The organism is Deltaproteobacteria bacterium (assembly GCA_029860075.1).
Taxonomy (GTDB): Bacteria; Desulfobacterota; JADFVX01; order JADFVX01; family JADFVX01; genus JAOUBX01.
This window is the reverse complement of the sequence record JAOUBX010000052.1, coordinates 1-17982: the sequence shown is the minus strand read 5'-3', so window position 1 is coordinate 17982 and position 17982 is coordinate 1. Positions and strand designations below refer to the sequence as shown.

At 42.4% G+C, this 17982-nt stretch carries 15 protein-coding genes; 12 read left to right on the top strand and 3 right to left on the bottom strand.

All coding sequences use genetic code 11. From position 1 onward, the window contains the following. The first annotated feature begins 19 nt into the window (after window positions 1–19). The 7 genes from OEV42_14545 (at window position 20) to OEV42_14515 (ending at window position 8713) form a co-directional block, all read left to right on the top strand. Window positions 20–2086: an adenylate/guanylate cyclase domain-containing protein gene (locus OEV42_14545; protein ID MDH3975493.1), complete on the top strand. Its 2067-nt coding sequence runs from the start codon at window positions 20–22 to the stop codon at window positions 2084–2086. Between the two features lie 13 nt (window positions 2087–2099). Further along, window positions 2100–2804 carry a FecR family protein gene (locus OEV42_14540; GenBank protein MDH3975492.1) on the top strand — a complete coding sequence of 235 codons (705 nt, stop codon included), beginning with the start codon at window positions 2100–2102 and terminating at the stop codon, window positions 2802–2804. Window positions 2805–2836: 32 nt separating this feature from the next. Beyond that, complete coding sequence (locus OEV42_14535) at window positions 2837–3370, top strand: CDP-alcohol phosphatidyltransferase family protein (GenBank protein ID MDH3975491.1); 534 nt, start codon at window positions 2837–2839, stop codon at window positions 3368–3370. A gap of 1 nt (window position 3371) precedes the next feature. Further along, entirely contained in the window at window positions 3372–4451 is a 1080-nt protein-coding gene (locus OEV42_14530) for an AI-2E family transporter (protein MDH3975490.1), read from the top strand. 78 nt (window positions 4452–4529) lie between these two features. Further along, complete coding sequence (locus OEV42_14525; protein ID MDH3975489.1) at window positions 4530–5723, top strand: PQQ-binding-like beta-propeller repeat protein; 1194 nt, start codon at window positions 4530–4532, stop codon at window positions 5721–5723. 46 nt (window positions 5724–5769) lie between these two features. Then, window positions 5770–7965 (top strand): glycoside hydrolase family 57 protein, encoded by a 2196-nt coding sequence (locus OEV42_14520; GenBank protein MDH3975488.1) that lies wholly within the window; start codon window positions 5770–5772, stop codon window positions 7963–7965. 424 nt (window positions 7966–8389) lie between these two features. Further along, a complete protein-coding gene (locus OEV42_14515; protein ID MDH3975487.1) occupies window positions 8390–8713 on the top strand; it encodes a helix-turn-helix domain-containing protein in 324 nt (107 codons plus the stop codon). Between the two features lie 55 nt (window positions 8714–8768). Here the strand turns inward: OEV42_14515 and OEV42_14510 are convergent, their stop codons facing one another. Continuing rightward, window positions 8769–9494: a hypothetical protein gene (locus OEV42_14510; GenBank protein MDH3975486.1), complete on the bottom strand. Its 726-nt coding sequence runs from the start codon at window positions 9492–9494 to the stop codon at window positions 8769–8771. A gap of 140 nt (window positions 9495–9634) precedes the next feature. Here OEV42_14510 and OEV42_14505 point away from each other — a divergent pair, with 140 nt between their 5' ends. The 3 genes from OEV42_14505 to OEV42_14495 are packed head-to-tail and all read left to right on the top strand — an operon-like array spanning window position 9635 to window position 13599. Further along, entirely contained in the window at window positions 9635–12106 is a 2472-nt protein-coding gene (locus OEV42_14505; GenBank protein MDH3975485.1) for a serine/threonine-protein kinase, read from the top strand. Between the two features lies 1 nt (window position 12107). Further along, window positions 12108–12923: a Stp1/IreP family PP2C-type Ser/Thr phosphatase gene (locus OEV42_14500; GenBank protein MDH3975484.1), complete on the top strand. Its 816-nt coding sequence runs from the start codon at window positions 12108–12110 to the stop codon at window positions 12921–12923. Next, window positions 12916–13599, top strand: coding sequence for an FHA domain-containing protein (locus OEV42_14495; GenBank protein ID MDH3975483.1), 684 nt, complete (start codon window positions 12916–12918; stop codon window positions 13597–13599). Before OEV42_14500 ends, OEV42_14495 begins: the two co-directional genes overlap by 8 nt. Before the next feature lie 224 nt (window positions 13600–13823). Here OEV42_14495 and ggt read toward each other — a convergent pair whose 3' ends face one another. Further along, a complete protein-coding gene (gene ggt / locus OEV42_14490; GenBank protein MDH3975482.1) occupies window positions 13824–15548 on the bottom strand; it encodes a gamma-glutamyltransferase in 1725 nt (574 codons plus the stop codon). 95 nt (window positions 15549–15643) lie between these two features. Between ggt and OEV42_14485 the strand changes: the two genes are divergently transcribed. Continuing rightward, complete coding sequence (locus OEV42_14485; GenBank protein MDH3975481.1) at window positions 15644–16360, top strand: hypothetical protein; 717 nt, start codon at window positions 15644–15646, stop codon at window positions 16358–16360. Between the two features lie 9 nt (window positions 16361–16369). Continuing rightward, window positions 16370–17164, top strand: a complete 795-nt coding sequence (locus OEV42_14480) for a CPBP family intramembrane metalloprotease (GenBank protein MDH3975480.1) — start codon at window positions 16370–16372, stop codon at window positions 17162–17164. 18 nt (window positions 17165–17182) lie between these two features. Here the strand turns inward: OEV42_14480 and OEV42_14475 are convergent, their stop codons facing one another. After that, the gene (locus OEV42_14475; protein ID MDH3975479.1) at window positions 17183–17659 is read right to left on the bottom strand and encodes a cupin domain-containing protein; all 477 of its coding nucleotides are present in this window, start codon (window positions 17657–17659) and stop codon (window positions 17183–17185) included. Between the last annotated feature and the right edge of the window lie 323 nt (window positions 17660–17982).

The following is a 17982-nucleotide window of genomic DNA, read 5'->3' as shown; positions in this document are numbered from 1 at the left end:
TTATTCGATGAAGAGCAATATGAAATACATAAGGATTGCCGGTTTATTGGGCTTGTCTTTACTATTGCTCTATACTTATTTCTCCCCTAATGTCTATTTGACGAAAATATTATCAGGCCTGGAAGATACCAAGTTTGCCATTCGAAAAAAACTGGATAAAGAACCGCTGCCGCGGGAAGATGTTCTTGTCGTCACCATAGATGAAAAAAGTGTTAACAAACTGGGCAGGTGGCCATGGAACAGAGAAGTGGTGGGCCAACTCATTGGCAATCTGAGTGAAGCCTCGATTGTTTCCCTGGATATTGTTTTTTCTGAAAAAACAACGGAAGAAGAAGACCGGGCCCTGGGAGATCAGATTGCAGATAATGAAAATGTTATCTTAGGTTTTTTCTTTAGATTTGATGCCTCTCAAGTGATAACGGAAGAAGCGCTGTCCTACCTGGAAGATTGCACAGTCATTCGCTATAAACAGTTAAGCAATTCCATAGGGCTTGATGATTACCCCTTTGCTGAAGCCAATATTCCCGCCATTGCCGAGGGAGGCCTTTCCTGCGCGCCCTTTAATACCAAACCTGATGTGGATGGACTTTTCAGAAATTATCCGCTTATCTGGTTATACAAGGGCTATATATTTCCCTCTCTCGGCTTACAAACCGTCAGGTATCACCTTAATAAAGATATTAACCTGGAACTGGACGAAGACGGCATCAATAAATTCACCCTGGGTGAATTAACGCTCACTGATACCAATTTTTTGAGAGTAAATTTTCATAAACATGTTAATGAAATTTCAGCCCTTGACGTAATAGAGGGCACTGTAGACCCTTCCTACTTTGAAAAGAAGATAGTCCTTATAGGCCCGACAGAAATTGGTATATACGACGTAAGGCCCACGCCTATCGATACGCTCACTCCCGGTGTATATCTTCACTATAATGCCGTATTAAATCTTTTGGACAGATCATTTCTCAAACATTCAAAAGCAATCGATCTGTCCCTGATTATTGCAGCCATTATTTTTTCCGGCCTGGCCAGCTTGTTGAGAAGTGTAACCCTGAGAGTTATTCTTTACGGTCTTATCGTTGCCGCTATCTTTACTGTTGTCAATGCCCTCTTTATATTAGAGGCTATGTGGCTAAACCTTTCAATGCCTCTTTTATCAGCCCTGTTAATCGCTTCTTTATCCGAGTTGCTTACCTACCTGAAATCTGAAACGCAAACGACTGAAATCAAAAAAGCTTTTTCAAGTTATGTCTCTCCCGATATTGTCAAAAACATCATTAAGAACCCCGACAGTCTCAAACTGGGAGGTGAAGAAAGGGAAATTACGGTGCTCTTTTCCGATATCCGTGATTTCACAAGCATCTCTGAACGGCTTACACCGACTCAACTTGTATATCTTCTAAATTCACTCCTCGATCCCCTGACCGAGACTATTTTGAATAAGGGCGGACTGCTCGATAAATACATTGGCGATGCCATTATGGCGCTTTTCAACGCCCCTCTCACTATGGAAGACCATGCCGACAAGGCCGTATTATCTTCCATTGAAATGATCAGGAAAATTGAAGAGGTTAACAGGAGAATGGAGGAGGAGGGCATACCTTCCGTAAAAATAGGCATAGGCATCCATACGGGCATCGCAACGGTAGGAAATATGGGATCAAAGCTCAGGTTTGACTATACCGCCATTGGTGATACGGTTAATCTTTCCTCCCGCCTTGAAGGGCTCACAAAAATATATGATGTCCATATTATTATGAGTGAGGCCACAAAAAATAAGCTCAAAAGAGAGTATCTGACCCGGAAAATCGATGTAGTTAAGGTTAAAGGGAAAAATGAGCCTATTACGATTTACCATGTAATGGATAACACAGAGCAGAACCGCAAGATTAAAGCCGGCTTTGATGCGGCAATGGGCTGCTACTATGAAAGACGTTTTGAAGAAGCCAAAAAGCTTTTCAATGCGCAGTTGAATAATTATAATGACATGACCTCTTCCGTTTTTATTAAAAGATGTATCCATTACATTAATGAAGCCCCCGGTGAAAGCTGGGACGGCGTCTTTACGCATGTAAACAAATAAGCAGGGGGATGAAATGAAAAGTATATTTACGGCGCTGGCAGTAGTTATAATGGGATCGAACCTTATTTATGCTGCGGAAAAAGCGGGTACCATTACCCGCTATAAAGGGACTGTCAGGGTTTATAAAGAGGGCGCTGTCAGGGGAGAGAAGGTAAAAAAGAAGGGTTATGAAGTTTTTGTCAAAGACATGATAAAAACGAAAAGAAGGGCCCTTGCCTATATCGATATGGAAGATAATTCTAAAATCATATTAAAAGGCAATTCGATCATGGAGATTGATGCCGTAAAGGATCTCAATTTGAAAGAGGGGCGGGTGCTCTTTCGCATTAAAAAACAGGACAGGATGAGAGGGCTGAGGGTAAAAACCAAATCCATCGTCATCGGTGTTAAAGGAACGGAATTCCTTGTCGACTCCGGTGATGAGTTCCTCAAGCTTTACCTCAAAGAGGGACGTCTTAATGTGGAATCTCCAGAAGGGGAATTCAAACGCTATAAGAAAAGAGATAAAGAAGCCTTTGAAGATTTTAAAAAAAATAAAATAGAGGAATTTGAAGAGTACAAGAAGGAACTTGAAGAAGAATTCGTTGAATATGTAAAAGAATTTGAAATGGAAGGCGGAACAGCCATCGTCATCAGGGGAAGTGAAGTCAGAGATACGGCTTTGTCGGCGGAGATCGAAGAGGAGTTCGCTCTCTTTGAGCCGGCCGGCGAAAACTGAAATGCGCTATTTTCCGGTTCAGCAAGGCAATCATGAATCTTCCCAATATTCTTACATTACTTAGAATTGCTCTTATCCCCTTATTTTTGTACTACCTCGTTAAGAGCAACTTCAGCGGCGCTCTCATTGTCTTTTTCATTGGAAGCATTACTGACGCGCTGGACGGGTTTATTGCCAGGAAATTTGATCTCATTACGGACCTTGGAAAAATTCTCGATCCTGCAGCGGATAAACTCTTTCTCCTTACCTCCTTTACAGCGGCATATTTCATTAACCTTCTCCCTCTCTGGCTATTTGCCATTGCCATCATAAAAGACCTTGTCATTGTGAGCGGTTATACGGTACTCCGCTTTTTAAAGAACAAGGTCGAGATGAGACCGACTTCAGCCGGCAAGTCATCTACCGCATTCCAGATGTTCACCATTTTACTCCTTCTTTTAAATGGTGTGGGTATTGGAAACAAGGTCCTTCTTGTTTCCATTATGATTATGACGGGCTTTCTGCTCTTTTATTCAATGATTACCTATGTTATGATTGGCTTCAAAATTCACAGGGAAGGGTATTGAATTGACGGATATTGTAAAGTTCAGAATAGTCTCGGCGCTTCTTCTGATCAGTTTTTTATATCTTCTCTATGCCCTGAAATCCATCACCATTCCCATTATTATTGCCGTCATCATTGCTTATTTGCTCGATCCCCTCATAGACAAACTCGAAACCTATAAAATAAGCAGAAGCATCGCCATTATTATCCTTATTTCAGTCACAGTCACATTGGCAACGCTGCTGTTGCTCCTTCTTGTTCCGGCCATTGAAGCTGAAATGAGAGCGCTTATTATGAAACTGCCTGCCTATGCGGAAACAATAAAAACAACGGCCATTCCTTTTTTTGAAAATTTGGCTTCAAAGCTTCTGCCTGCGGAGAGCTTCAATATGAACAGTATTCTAGCCGAAGGGGAAAACCTGTTAAAAAGCGTCCCCCTCGATATCTGGAAAAGCATCCTTGCAGGCATGTCGTCAACCCTTAAAAGCACCTTCAGCCTCGTTGTTTCAATCATCGGGACAATGATTATTCCCCTTTACCTTTATTATATTCTTAAAGAGTTTGATCATATGAAGGAAAAAGTGATTACCCTCATTCCTCCGCGCAACAGGGACTTCATAATAGCCCGGTTTAAAGATACCGATGAAATTTTAAGCGCTTTTATAAGAGGGCAAATGATTGTCTGTCTCATACTGGGGATAATCTATTCAGCGGGACTTGGAATTATCGGCCTCGATCTTGCCCTTGTTATAGGGCTCCTGTCAGGAGCGGCTTTTATTATTCCCTACCTCGGCTCAATTATCAGTTTTGGAACGGCCGCCATTTTTGCCTATCTGCAATTCCATGATTTCACACCCGTTATTTATGTGGCCATTCTCTATGGCTTTGCGCAAATAGTTGAAGGAACACTTCTTACGCCGAAAATTGTCGGTGATAAGGTGGGCCTTCATCCCCTTGCCGTCATTATCGCCGTCATTACAGCGGGAGAACTCTTCGGTTTTCTGGGCATTTTGATTGCCGTACCCGGCGTTGCCATATTGAAGATTTTTGTCTTAAGCGCTATTGAAAGCTACAAAGAGAGCAGCTACTACAAAAATGCCTGAAAATGTTCAATCAGTCCCTGCCCTTATGAGACTCTCCTTATTGATTTAAAATCGTTTTTCATATATATTATGCCCACTATGAATAAGGCAAAATTAACAGGGACCGTTGCGTCCTCACTCTTTATTATCCTCTTTTTCCTATATGGCTGTACTTCACCGGCCATTAAGAGAGAAATATCTCATCAACCCTGGCCCTTTCACCAGGGGAATATCATTCATGAGGGGTATATAAAAAGCACCATTGTCCCCTCACTTAAAATAAGGTGGATTGAGGCGCTGACTGACTGTGGTGATCCATCTGCTCCGCAGGAATATTCTTCACCTGCCGCAGCAAATGAGAAGATTTTCTTTTCTTCCCTTCGCGGCAGTGGCGTGAGAGCTTATGATTTTGCAAAAAAAGAAATATTATGGGATTTTAGCGTTGAAAAGGGGGCAGAAGGGGGCACCGCTTTTTATGAGGGCAAGGTCTATTTTGGGGCAAATGACGGGCACCTTTATGCTGTCAATGAAGAAACGGGCGCTCTTGAATGGAGCTTCAATGCCTCCTCAGAGATTCTGGCGCCACCTATTGCTGTCGATGGCATGCTTTATGTTAACAGCGCCAACGACATCCTTTATGCACTTGATGCCCATACGGGAAAACAGCTTTGGCGATACAGGGAAGGCAGGGTGGACGACCTTTTTTCCATAAGGCGCTCGTCATCACCGGCTTTCAGAAAAGGGATAGTCTATACGGGATTTGGAAATGGACTCATTGTGGCCGTCGGCGCCTACGATGGATCACTGGTCTGGAAAAAAAGTCTTAGGGGAAAAAAAAGAGGAGCCAGGTTCCAGGACGTCGATACCTCTCCGGCCATTGACGGTAACAGGCTTTACATCGCTTCCTACGATGGTGGCCTCTATGCTCTGAACGCAACCACAGGTGATACCATATGGCATTACAATAGCGGAGGTTCTGCAACGCCGGCATTCGATGAAGAGGCCCTGTATTTTGCAGATAATGACGGCAACCTTATTGCTGTTCATAAGAATTCAGGCCTTGTCAAATGGCAGATTCACCTCGAAGAGGGCGTCGCCACATCTCCCATTATCGTAGGTGACTATATTATCTTCGGTTCATCACATAAATATTTATATCTGGCAGATAAAAAAAACGGCAACATAGGGGATAAATTTAAAGCTTCCTCCGGTTTTTCAGCTTCTCCTATCTTTTATAAAGGAGACATTTTTGCCATATCCAATGCTGGCTATCTCTATGCGCTGCGGCTATAATTTTAATAATCTACCTTCCTGACCATAGGAGAAGCAGAGGTTTTTTTTGGAATACCCGCTTAAAGTTGCCGTCATATGGCATATGCACCAGCCCTACTACAAGGACCTCCTTACAGGAGAGTATCTTTTACCCTGGGTGCGACTTCATGCCACCAAAGACTACTACGATATGGCCGCCATTCTTGATAATTTTCCGGGAATCAGGCAGACATTTAACGTCGTTCCTTCACTGCTTACCCAAATCGATGATTACGCAAAAGGCAAGGCCAAAGACAAGTTTTTATCCCTTTCTTTAAAACCTGCGGCAGACCTGACTGATGAAGACAAGCATTTTCTTCTTTCAAACTTCTTCCTGGCAAACTGGGATAATATGATCAAACCATTCCCGAGATACTGGGAAATCCTTCACAAACGGGGTCTTCATCGCAGTAAGGAAGAAATAAAGGAAACGATCAGGTATTTTTCTGAAGAGGAGTTGAGAGACCTTCAGGTACTTTTTAACCTCTGCTGGTTTGATCCGCTCTTTCTTAAAGAAGATCCCTTCCTTTCTCATCTTGTAAAAAAAGAAAGAGCCTACTCGGAAGAAGAGAAGTTAACACTTCTTGAAAAACAAAGAGAAATTGTAGGGAAAGTCATACCAAATTATAAACGATTACTTGACGAGGGGAGGGTAGAACTGACGACAACGCCCTTTTACCACCCCATTTTGCCTCTTCTTTGCGACACGACTGTAGCCACACATGCCATGCCTCATATGAACCTCCCTAAAGAACGCTTTAAACACCCGGAAGATGCAAAAAAACAGCTTTCTAAAGGAATTGCTTACCATAAAGAACTCTTTGGAAGCGCCCCTTCAGGAATGTGGCCATCGGAAGGCTCTGTCAGCGAAGAGGCACTTGCTCTTATGGCACAGGCCGGTATAGGCTGGATTGCGACAGACGAGGAGATTCTTGAAGCGTCAAGCCATGCCAGGGTAATGAGAGGGAGTGACGGTATTCCGGAAAACCCTGAATTTCTCTATAAACCTTACTTTTATAACGCCGGTGGAAAAAAAATTTCCATCCTTTTCAGAGATCATCAGTTGTCAGACCTCATCGGCTTTGTCTATTCCTCCTGGGACCCCGCCGCAGCCGCAAGGGACTTTATGAACAAACTTCATGAAATCAGGAAAAAGCTGGGACAAAAAAATGCCCATGGCTCTCATATTGTGCCCGTCATTCTTGATGGTGAAAACTGCTGGGAACATTACAAGAATGACGGCTGGGACTTTTTAACAAACCTTTATGGTATGGTAGAGGAGGACAAACTAATCCAGATGGTCACTGTATCGGAATACCTTTCTGAACATCCACCCAAAACCAGACTCGGTAATATTTTTCCAGGCTCATGGATAAATCATAACTTCAAGATCTGGATAGGGCATGACGAAGATAACCTTGCATGGGATTATCTGAAAAAGGCCAGGGATAAACTTGTTGAAGTGGAGAATAAAGGCAAGGTGAGCAAAAAGAGACTTGAAAAGGCATGGGAGCACATCTATATAGCCGAGGGAAGTGACTGGTGCTGGTGGTATGGAGATGAGCACAGCACGGAAAACGACCCGGATTTTGACATACTTTTTCGCAAAAACCTGATGAATGTCTATCACATGATCCATGAAGAGGCGCCGTCAGAACTCTCAATCTCTATCATAAGCAAGGATAAGCATATTGTACCACCGGCAGAGGCAACGTCTTTTATCAATCCCGTCATAGATGGAGAAGTGACCAATTATTTCGAATGGCTTGGGGCGGCGGATATTGAACTTGAAAAAACAGGGGGAACCATGCATAAAGCCTCATTTCTTTTAGCGAGGCTTTTTTATGGATTCAATGAAGAAAGAGATCTTTTTTTACGGCTTGATTTAGGAAATGATGTGGAATGTGATGAGATGCATGGACTTGTCTTTACTATTTCAGTAAGAGGTCCCAGGAACTTCCATATAGAGACGAGTCCTGTCAACAATGCTTCGAAAGCCCGGGTAATCGATTCGGGTGAAAAAGTTGAATTTGCTTTCAGGGACATTTTTGAATTTTCAATAGATAACAAAATTCTTTCTGTTAGTGGCGGTGATAAAATCGAATGCAGTATTTCAGTTTCCAGAGATGGTGGTGAAATTGAAAGGTGGCCTTCAATGGGTTACATCACCATCAAAGTTCCGGGAGATGACTTTGAGTCGAAAACCTGGAACGCCTATGCCTAAAAAAATTTAACCCCAAAGAATTGTGTCTGATAAGATATATTATGTTAACTTTTATATTTATCGGGTTTTGCCTCTTATCCTGGTTTTTATTAAAAAACAACATATACACCTCCTATCCTTTCCCTGTTTCTATTCAGCTATGGGGATACACTTACCTGCCCGCTCGTCAACAACAACAGGACAGCACTTTCCGGGAAGCACAAATCGATACAATAGCAATCATGAACCACCTCAAATCATGGACATAACCTTAAGTAAGCACGGCACAATAAGAGCCTTCGCTTGCCAACACAAGACCACCTTCTATCGTTAGCTCTGAGCAGACCTTTTTTAAGCGCCTGCCACCCTTCTATATCAATTAATTATGGACAATTTATTTTTATTTTTATAGACTTGTACCAAATCAAGTAAGGGGGACACTTACATGCAATTTGGTGAATATCTCAGGATTATAAGAACGGCCAGAGGAATGACGGCTTTAGCCTTGGGAAAAAAAGTAGGCACCACCGGCCAATATATTACCCAAACAGAACAGGGAAAACTGAAAGCGCCTAACAGAGAGATGGTTTTCAAGCTGGCCGAAGCCCTGGAGGCAAACGCCAGTGAACTCTGGGGTATTGCGGCAATTGAAAGGTATGAAGAGTGGTGCAAAAAGGAAGGAATCGAGCCGGAAAAGTCACAGATTTTCTTCCAGGCAGCCAGATATGACAGAAAAAGGGCCATACAGAAGATATGGTCCTACAGGTGACACAGAAAGGCTAAACTAAAACAAAAGGGGCCGGTCTGAAACCGGCCCGAACACCTTATTCAACGATTAATTCGGCGTCCTCCACAATGATATCATATCGATATCCGCTGCCAAAATCTCTGTCAACGCCCAAAGTTCCCGTTATAAGAACAATCCTGCCGGCCTCAACCTTATCTTTACTGGTAATGATCAAATCAAGCACGGCATCACTACCCGTTCCGTCCTGCACGTGATACCACTCCTTCCCCAAAATGCTCCCCGATGCCTTGACAATTTTTGCCCGAATCTTGATTTTTTTGCCGGCCAGTTCCTTTTTCTTCTCGAACAGTTCATCCAGAAAATAGCCGCCTTCAGCCTTTTTAATCGTCCCGATAAGAGGAGACTTAATACTTGCCACTTTTTTATTCTCGGCTGCATCTGCGGGCCGGGCGACAACTTCATCTTTACCGACGACCTCTACTTTTCCGACAAACCAGACAACAGGGAATGTTCTATCCAGATACCTGCTATAATAATTTCTCATTTCTATCCCTTTGGAGGCCAATACCCGGTCGCCCTTTTTCACCTTAAAGGCCGGCGCTGCAATCCACATTTTCTCACTCTTTAAATCGAGTTCCACATAGGTATAACCTTCCAGGGCAATGACCTCAACAACGATTCCGTCATGTGCTGCAATCTCACCCATGCCGCCATGGCCGGACGTGGAACCACCTGTCTGCTTGAAACCTGTCAAAAAAACAAATAAACAAAAAATAATAATAATATTAATAGCTTTACCCATATACCTCATCCTTTGATTTAATTAACTTTATTTAATGTATTCTAACACTAGACTCCTCTATAACCAAATTTTTTTTATATCTTAATTCTAATATATTGTCGCAACAAAATTTATCTGGTATGCTAAGCCACATGAAGTCAATGCACAAATTACTGGCAAGGGAATGGACCATTGCCACCATCTTTCTGCTTTTTACTTTTATAGCCTATGCTTTTGCCTGGCAGCCCTTTAAATATTTTGAAAAAGTCAGCTATGATTTCAGGCTTGCCCTACGGGAAAAATTATCGGCATCACCTATTGTTATTATTGATATAGACAATGCCAGTCTCGAAAATATCAGTTCATGGCCCTGGCAAAGAGACAAAATTGCAGAAGTTGTCGATAAACTGGCCTCTTACGGCGTCTCTATAATAGGAATTGAACTTCCCTTATCAGGCAGGTCTTCTGTTCATGCTTCCAGAGAAATTGATTCAGTCATATCTGGATGGAGAGCAAAATTAAAAAAGGAGAATAAGGCAACAAGAAAAAAGATCTATTCTCTGATCGCAGACTTAAAGCGAGTTAAAAAACGTCTTAATTATGATAACAGGTTGGCTCATTCCGTGGGACTCGCTTCAAATGTGATCCTGCCAATGCACTTTTCATTTAAGAACGATCAAGATAAAAAATCCTCCAAACCCGACAATATAATTACAAGGTTATATTCAGGAGGAATGGATAGACACCTTCTGGAAACCGATAAAGTCAAAGGCCCTATTTCCGCAATTGCCAAAAAATCAAGGGCAATCGGCCACAATAACCGCATGGCAGACACCGATGGCAAGGTAAGAAGAGAACAGCTTCTGATAGAATATAACAACTTGTTTTACCCCTCTTTCTCCCTGCAGATGGCAGCCGTCTATATGGGAAAAAGCATAAAAGCCATAAAAAAACTGGATAATATCAGGACGAGATATGGACTCAAGTTTGACACCATTGAAATACCCACAACTGATGATTTAGCCATGCTCATAAGTTATAATGAGAAAGAGAGCTTTAAAAGGTATTCTTTTCATGAAATTCTTGAGAAAAAATTCGCCCCCGATACGTTTAAGGGAAAAATCGCAATTATCGGTCTCGCAAGTGTTGCCTCTCCCCTTTATAGAGAGACGAGTTCATCATTAATCACGGCTAACGCTGTTGAAAATATTATCAACAGCAACCATCTTTTAAGACCCAAGTGGGCCTTTCCCGTAGAAGCAGGAATAATGGTTTATTTCGGTATTTTCCTGGCCTTTATTTCTCACAGGTTGAGCAGAAAGGCCTCATTCCTAAGCCTTCTGGCCTTCTTGTTTACGTGGAATATGCTGGCTTTATACCTTTTTATTGGACAAGGCTACTGGCTCTCCATGCTCTACCCCTCCTTCCTTCTTGCCTTTGGTTATCCTGCAATGGGAATTATAAGGGCGCTTATTATAAATCAGAACAAGATGGATTCGGACAGAATAGAGTCTAACAGGCTTCTCGCCCTCTCTTTTCAGAGTCAGGGAATGCTCGATATGGCCTTTGACAAGCTTAAGAAATGCCCTGTAAGCGACCCTGCTATCAAGGAGCACCTCTATAACCTGGCCCTCGATTTTGAAAGAAAGAGAATGCTCAATAAGGCAATCGTCGTTTATGAACACCTCATTACGGGAGGCAGCTTTAAGGATGTAAAAAAACGCATTAAACAGCTCAAAGCGGCTGAAACAAGAGTTGTCCTGGGCAAAGGTGGAGAAGAGACGGTCCTTATCGATGGAGCACCCACTATTCCAACGCTGGGCAGGTACGAGATCATCAGCGAACTGGGTCATGGCGCAATGGGTACGGTTTATCTTGGTAAAGATCCAAAGATTAACCGCGAAGTAGCCATAAAGACACTCCGCTATGATGATATTGATGAAAGCCAGCTAAAGGACATTAAAGTTCGTTTTTTCAGAGAGGCTGAAGCTGCGGGCAACCTTTCCCACCCCAATATTGTTACTATCTATGATGTAGGTGAAGATATGGGCCTCGCTTATATGGCCATGGAACTGCTTGACGGCAAGGAGTTGAGTGAATTTTGTGAAAAAGCCAAAAGGCTTCCCATAAAAAAAGCGCTTAAAACCGTAGCAAATGTGGCCGATGCCCTCAACTATGCCCACGATAAAGGCGTTGTCCATCGGGATATCAAGCCCTCCAACATAATGGTGCTCAAAAAGGGAGAGATAAAAGTGACCGATTTCGGTATTGCCCGTGTCATGGATACATCGAAGACAACAACGGGCGTCATCCTCGGTACGCCAAGCTATATGTCGCCGGAGCAGATTTCAGGCAAAAAGGTGGATGGCAGATCAGATCTTTTTTCGCTTGGCGTTGTTCTTTATGAACTTTTAACAGCGGAACGTCCTTTCAAGGGAGACAGCTTTGCCGCGCTCATGTACAACATAGCCAACTCAACTCATACACCGGCAAGAAAAATAAAGTCTGACATACCTCAGCCCCTTTCGGTTATTATAGATAAACTCCTTGAAAAAAATCTTACCAATCGATATAAAAACGGGAAGCAGGTTGCAAGCGATATCCTTCAATGTATTAATAAAATAAAGGATTAATGTGAAAATCTATGCTTCAGCCCTGTCGGACAAAGGCCCTTTCAGGGAAAAAAATGAAGACTATTTTTGTGTAGAAAAAGCGCCCGCTCTGTTTATTGTTGCCGACGGCATCGGCGGCTCTCTGGCCGGTGAAGTGGCAAGCAGAATGGCCGTTGAAGTAGTAAGAGATTTTGTTGCGGAAAAAGAGGGGGATTTCCGTGATTTGAATAGCGGTGATGAACATTCAGTCTGTGCAACAACACTCGCTGAGGGTGTAAAACTTGCCAATAGCGCAATATTCGATATATCGCAAAACAACGCTTCCTATCGTGGAATGGGTACGACATTAACATCGGCGCTCATTTTTAATGAAAGACTAAGTGTCGTTCATGTGGGGGACAGTCGAGCCTACCTGATTCGGGCAGGCTGTATCCAGCAGTTAACAGATGATCATTCACTGGTAGCCGAGCAGATTCGTCTGGGCCTTATCACTGAAGAAGATGCTGAACATTCAACAATCAAGAATGTAATTACACGCTCCATAGGGGCCAATCCTGAAGTTGAAGCCGATATTAATGAAATTAATATGGCAGACGGCGATATAGTGATACTCTGTTCCGACGGGATCAGTTCTGCTCTTACCAATGATGAAATAGCCGCTTATGGGAAAAATGCAAAAAATGCGGAAGACCTTTGCCGGACTCTTGTTAATTCGGCAATTGCAGCCGGCAGCAGAGACAACATGACCGTTGTTGCAGTGTACATTTATAAAGATGCTATTTCACATCTATTTAACAGCATTGCAAGTTGTGTAAGGAGGCAAAATAAAGATGATTAAGGTGTTGCTCAAATTCAAGGGAAATATTGTTAGTGAAACACTGATAAAATCAGCCATTATCACGGTAGGCAGGGAGTCCGGCAATGATATCGAAATCGACAACCCTGCCGTATCCGGTATCCACGCCAGGATAGGAATGGAAGGAGAAAATGTTTATATTGAAGACGCTAACAGCACGAACGGCACTTTTCTAAATGGTAAAAAGATTGAAAAGGAAATCATTAAAACCGACGATGAGGTTATCATAGGAAAACACAGCTTATCCATAATAGAATTGGATGGTGAATCAGTAAAATCGGGTGATGAACCCTTAACACCTGTTATTCCCTCCCTTGATAAAACGATGGTCCTGGACAGCAAGATGCAGGAAAAGCTGATGGAACCTAAGGGGATCTTCACGCTTCTCGATGGTCCCGGTAACCAGAAGAGCTATAATCTTACAGACCGTGTGACGACAATAGGTAAATCATCAGACGCACAGATCAGGATTAAGGGGTTCTTTGCGCCTAAAGTTGCAGCGCTTATTAACAAAACGGACAAGGGATATACGCTTACACCGGCAGACAAAAAAAATCTGCCAAAAATAAATGGCAGCGTCTCAAATGAACCTCATATGCTAAAAGATAAAGATATTTTGGAAATTGGAGGACTAACGCTGCAGTTTATTGTTAAGTAGTTAGTTTTCATCGGTCAAGGGTGCTTTTTCACAATCTCTACATCAATCTTCGGTTTTGCTTGTGCCATGTACAGTAGTACAACTCGGCGAAACCCTTGATTTCCTTGACCTTGCAAAAAATCCCTCCTTTCCGAATTGAAAACAAAGTTTCATTTATTATAGTTTCTCGATGGACACTAGTTAGAATATTAACGAATGCATACCAGGCTCGCCGGCAATGATATTTAATACCCCTTAGCCAGCCCCTCCCTTCTCGGATCAGCGGCACCGTAAAATAGCCCGGTCTCATTATCTATCATAATGGATGAGGCGGCGCCCATACTCCGCTTTATGAGCACCTTATGCCCCTTCTGTTCAAGCAGTTTTACCGTATCCGGGCTCAGTCCCTTTTCAACTCTCAATTCATCAGGCAGCCACTGGTGATGAACTCTCGGAGCATTAACGGCTTCCTGAATATTCATTCCATGATCGATAACGTTAAGAATGACCTGAAGTGTGGTTGTTATAATCCTTGATCCACCGGGGCTTCCTGTGGCCAAAAAGGGTTTGCCCCCTTTTAAGACGATTGTAGGGGACATGGAACTCAGCATGCGCTTCTTTGCTTCGATTTTGTTGACCTCTCCACCGATGAGCCCGTAGGCGTTGGGTACACCCGGTTTAGCGCTGAAATCATCCATTTCATTATTGAGGAGAAATCCTGCGCCGGGAACGACAATACCTGAACCAAAACTGAAATTAATAGTGTAGGTATTTGAAACCACATTCCCTGCATTGTCGGCAACAACGTAATGCGTCGTTTCATCACTTTCATAAGGAGCAAGCTCACCAGGGGCAATATTTCTGCTGGGATTTGCCTTCTTATTACTAATCTTCTTTCTCAGGTTATTTGAGTAAACCTTTGATAATATGGCGTTTATAGGCATTTCATAGAAATCAGGATCACCCAGATACTCAGACCTGTCGGCATAGGCAAACTTCATGCCCTCTGCCATATGATGAATAGTCCCGGCTGAATTATGGCCCCACTTTCTCAGTTTGTAACCTTCAAGGATATTCATTATTTGTATTAAATGTGTCCCACCGGAACTTGGTGGCGGCATGGAGTAGATGTCATATCCCCTGTAATTTCCCCTGACAGGTGCCCTGATCCGTGGTTTATAGGAGAGAAGATCTGCCTTTGTAATAAGACCTCCTTCTCTTTCCATCTCTTCTACAATGAGATCGGCCAGAGGGCCTTCATAAAATCCTTTAGCGCCCTTTTTGGCAATCATTGTCAGCGTCTTTGCCAGGTCTTTTTGTATAAACCTGTCTCCTGACTCATAATAGCTGCCATCCTTTTTAAAAAATATCTTTGCCGTTGCAGGCCATTTTTTAAGCCTTTCAGAAGCCCTTTTAATATCTTCTGCTAAAGCCTCACTTACAATAAATCCTTTTTTGGCATATTTTATTGCCGGTCCAAGTACCTCTTTCAGGGATAGGGTTCCATACTTTTCAAGAGCCAGAGCAAAGCCGGCCACAGTTCCCGGCACACCGGCTGAAAGGTGGCTGAACCGGCTTAGTTCATTATCTGCATTCCCATCTTTATCGATAAACATGTCCCGGCTTGCGTTAAGAGGCGCCCTCTCCCGGTAGTCAATGGCTACCACCCTCCCCTCCTTCGCCGAATAAATGAGCATAAAACCGCCACCGCCTATATTACCAGCCCTGGGCATAGTGACAGCCATGACAAAACCGGCAGCAACGGCAGCGTCGATGGCATTTCCTCCCTCTTTAAGTACCTTTAAAGCTTCCTTTGCCGCCAGATTATCACCTGTAACAACCATTCCATTTTTAGCCGAAACAGGTTTGTAGATAGAATCATCGGCTATAATGGGTTGCGTTGCCGAAGCGGAGCAAATACAAATAAATGAAATCAAAATGGCAAGAATTAAAGAACAATATCTTTTCATTGAATTTTTTCCTTTTTTAGTCATCTTATTGATGTATATAATTTGATAAAAGCAATATCATTAAAATATCGGGAAGAAGCTAAAATAGCAAGCTTATGCGAAGAAAGAATAAATTCCTCATCTTTTTGGTCATCTCTTTAAGTTGTTTTTCCCTCTTTACCTTTCTTACTCTCGAAATAAGAGAAGGTGAATTGAAAATTTCCCATGGACTGGAACGCTTTAAAAAAGGCTTTCGGGAACTCAAGAAGGGTCAAAAAAGATTAAAGGACGGTGAAAAACGGCTCAAGGAAGGTCTAAAACGTTTAAAGGAGGGTGAAAAGCGACTAAAAGAAGGAGAGAAGCGTTTACAGGCGGGCTATAAACAGCTTGAAGCAGGAAAGCTCAGACTGAAAGAGGGAAAAAAACAATATGAAGCGGCCAAAAAGAGTCTCTTAAAAAGGATAGGAGATAAACTGCTTTACAAAGGAAAGAAATTCAAGGAAGCTGAAAGGCAGCTAAAAGAGGGTGAAAAGAGGATTGAAGAAGGAAAAAAGCAGCTTACCGGCGGGAAAAAAAAGATAGACTGGGGGAAAAAAAGACTGGAAGAAGGAAAAAAGAAGGTTAAGTGGGGTAAGGAGCGGCTAAATGAGGGAAGAAGGAAAGTGGAAGAAGGAAAAAAACAGCTTGCCCGGGGAGAAAGAAAACTAAAAGACGGAATAATCATGATTATGTCGGCAAAGGGTATGAGGCTCGTCTCCTTCTTTACAGGACTTTTCTTCTTAGTGACAGGAATAATTTACTGGTATATAAACAGAAACAGCCATTGGTGGTAGCAGAATAATATGGAACACAACAGAGACTTTCCCAATTTCTGGCATGCCCTTCTGGTGCTTGCCATACTCCTTGGGATTCAAATAATAGGGGCTGCTCTTATCTATGAAATGGGGCTGACTTTTTTAAGGGGAGATCCAAAATACAGCGGATTAATTATGATCTTTTCCTATGGCTTCATTATTTCTTTGCTCATGTCATACAAAAACATCTCTTATAGAGAGACTTTTTCTCCCATTCCGCCTCCCGGGCCGGAATTAAGTTTCATTACTAAACTCCTGATTCCTGTCGTAATGGCAACCATTGCCATAAGAATACTCGTTTTTTATGTCGATATTTTTGTTTTTATCGCTTTTCCCATGAAGCAGGAAGAACTGGACATGTTTAGCCTTTTTATGAATGGCGGGTTTGCTTCTTTCGTTACGGCATGCATTATCGCACCCTTTGTTGAAGAGATCCTCTTCAGGGGCTTTTTCCTGAGAAGTTTTCTGCATAATTACAGCAGAACTAATGCTCTTTTAATTTCATCACTGCTTTTTGCAGTATATCACTTCAATATCCATCAATTCCCCATCGCCATATTCTTGGGACTTTTTTCGGGATGGCTCTATCTCATTACGGCTTCTTTATGGCCTTCTATTATGGCCCACATATCAATTAACAGTATTTCTGTTTTATTCTATAACTTTTCCAGGTCACAAAGTGATCTATCAGAAACACTTTTTGCCGCCCCTGCCCTCCCCTTTGCCTTTGCTCTTCTACTTTTATTTACAAGTCTTCATCTAATTAAAAAGGCCGTTAACTGATTGATATTGAAGCGATCTTTATTGTTCAACCTCATTTACCATCTTTTTATCCTTGCCATGGTAGGACGGTGAAAAAATAACGTACGAAACGGCCGGGCAGTGTTTCTTTTCATTAACGAAATAGTGCACCGTTCCTCGTGGAATAAATGCAATGTCACCTGCCTTCATGGAAAGCTTTTCCTCACCGAGATGCAGTGTTCCCTTCCCTTTTTTAACGATAACCGTTAAATCATGCTCTTCATGAATATGAGGCCTCTCCCTGCCGTTAATCTGGATAATATAGTGGCTTGAATCTTCATTTTTAAAAAGCGGCGTCACCCTGATATTGTCTTTTTTCCCAATGGGGTATTCTTTAATAATTTGACGCCACTCCTTTGAATAGAGCCCTTCCTCTCCAAGTGAGTAGATATGCCTTTTATGGTAGGAACATCCTGTTAAAGTTACTGCCGCCACTACCGATAAAATACATAAAATATTTTTGCTTCTGCTGATCATTAGAAACTCCTTTTTTTAATGCTAAATTTATGACCTTGAATGAGTACCAGGATCCAACTGCTTTCCAGGTTTATAGCATATTCAAATTTACATTGAAACAGAAAGTGAAAATTATATGAAAATTCTCACTCTCTGTGATAGGCTTTTTTAGGATTTATCGACTGAATCAAAAGTAAAGAGTCCACGCCCAGAGGACGTGTCCTTGCTTGAGCCCTAAAGGGCTTGCTTTTCCTTCCCGTTAAAAGGCAGCCGAGTGTAGCCGTTGACTGAGGATGAAGGGCACAAACTGTCTGAGCGAAGCGAGTTTTTGTGCCCGCCGAAGG

Coding starts and splice junctions, on each gene's coding strand:
- OEV42_14545 (MDH3975493.1), top strand. CDS start 20: ATGAAATACATAAGGATTGCCGGTTTATTGGGCTTGTCTTTACTATTG.
- OEV42_14540 (MDH3975492.1), top strand. CDS start 2,100: ATGAAAAGTATATTTACGGCGCTGGCAGTAGTTATAATGGGATCGAAC.
- OEV42_14535 (MDH3975491.1), top strand. CDS start 2,837: ATGAATCTTCCCAATATTCTTACATTACTTAGAATTGCTCTTATCCCC.
- OEV42_14525 (MDH3975489.1), top strand. CDS start 4,530: ATGAATAAGGCAAAATTAACAGGGACCGTTGCGTCCTCACTCTTTATT.
- OEV42_14515 (MDH3975487.1), top strand. CDS start 8,390: ATGCAATTTGGTGAATATCTCAGGATTATAAGAACGGCCAGAGGAATG.
- OEV42_14510 (MDH3975486.1), bottom strand. CDS start 9,494: ATGGGTAAAGCTATTAATATTATTATTATTTTTTGTTTATTTGTTTTT.
- OEV42_14505 (MDH3975485.1), top strand. CDS start 9,635: ATGCACAAATTACTGGCAAGGGAATGGACCATTGCCACCATCTTTCTG.
- OEV42_14495 (MDH3975483.1), top strand. CDS start 12,916: ATGATTAAGGTGTTGCTCAAATTCAAGGGAAATATTGTTAGTGAAACA.
- ggt (MDH3975482.1), bottom strand. CDS start 15,548: ATGAAAAGATATTGTTCTTTAATTCTTGCCATTTTGATTTCATTTATT.
- OEV42_14485 (MDH3975481.1), top strand. CDS start 15,644: ATGCGAAGAAAGAATAAATTCCTCATCTTTTTGGTCATCTCTTTAAGT.
- OEV42_14480 (MDH3975480.1), top strand. CDS start 16,370: ATGGAACACAACAGAGACTTTCCCAATTTCTGGCATGCCCTTCTGGTG.
- OEV42_14475 (MDH3975479.1), bottom strand. CDS start 17,659: ATGATCAGCAGAAGCAAAAATATTTTATGTATTTTATCGGTAGTGGCG.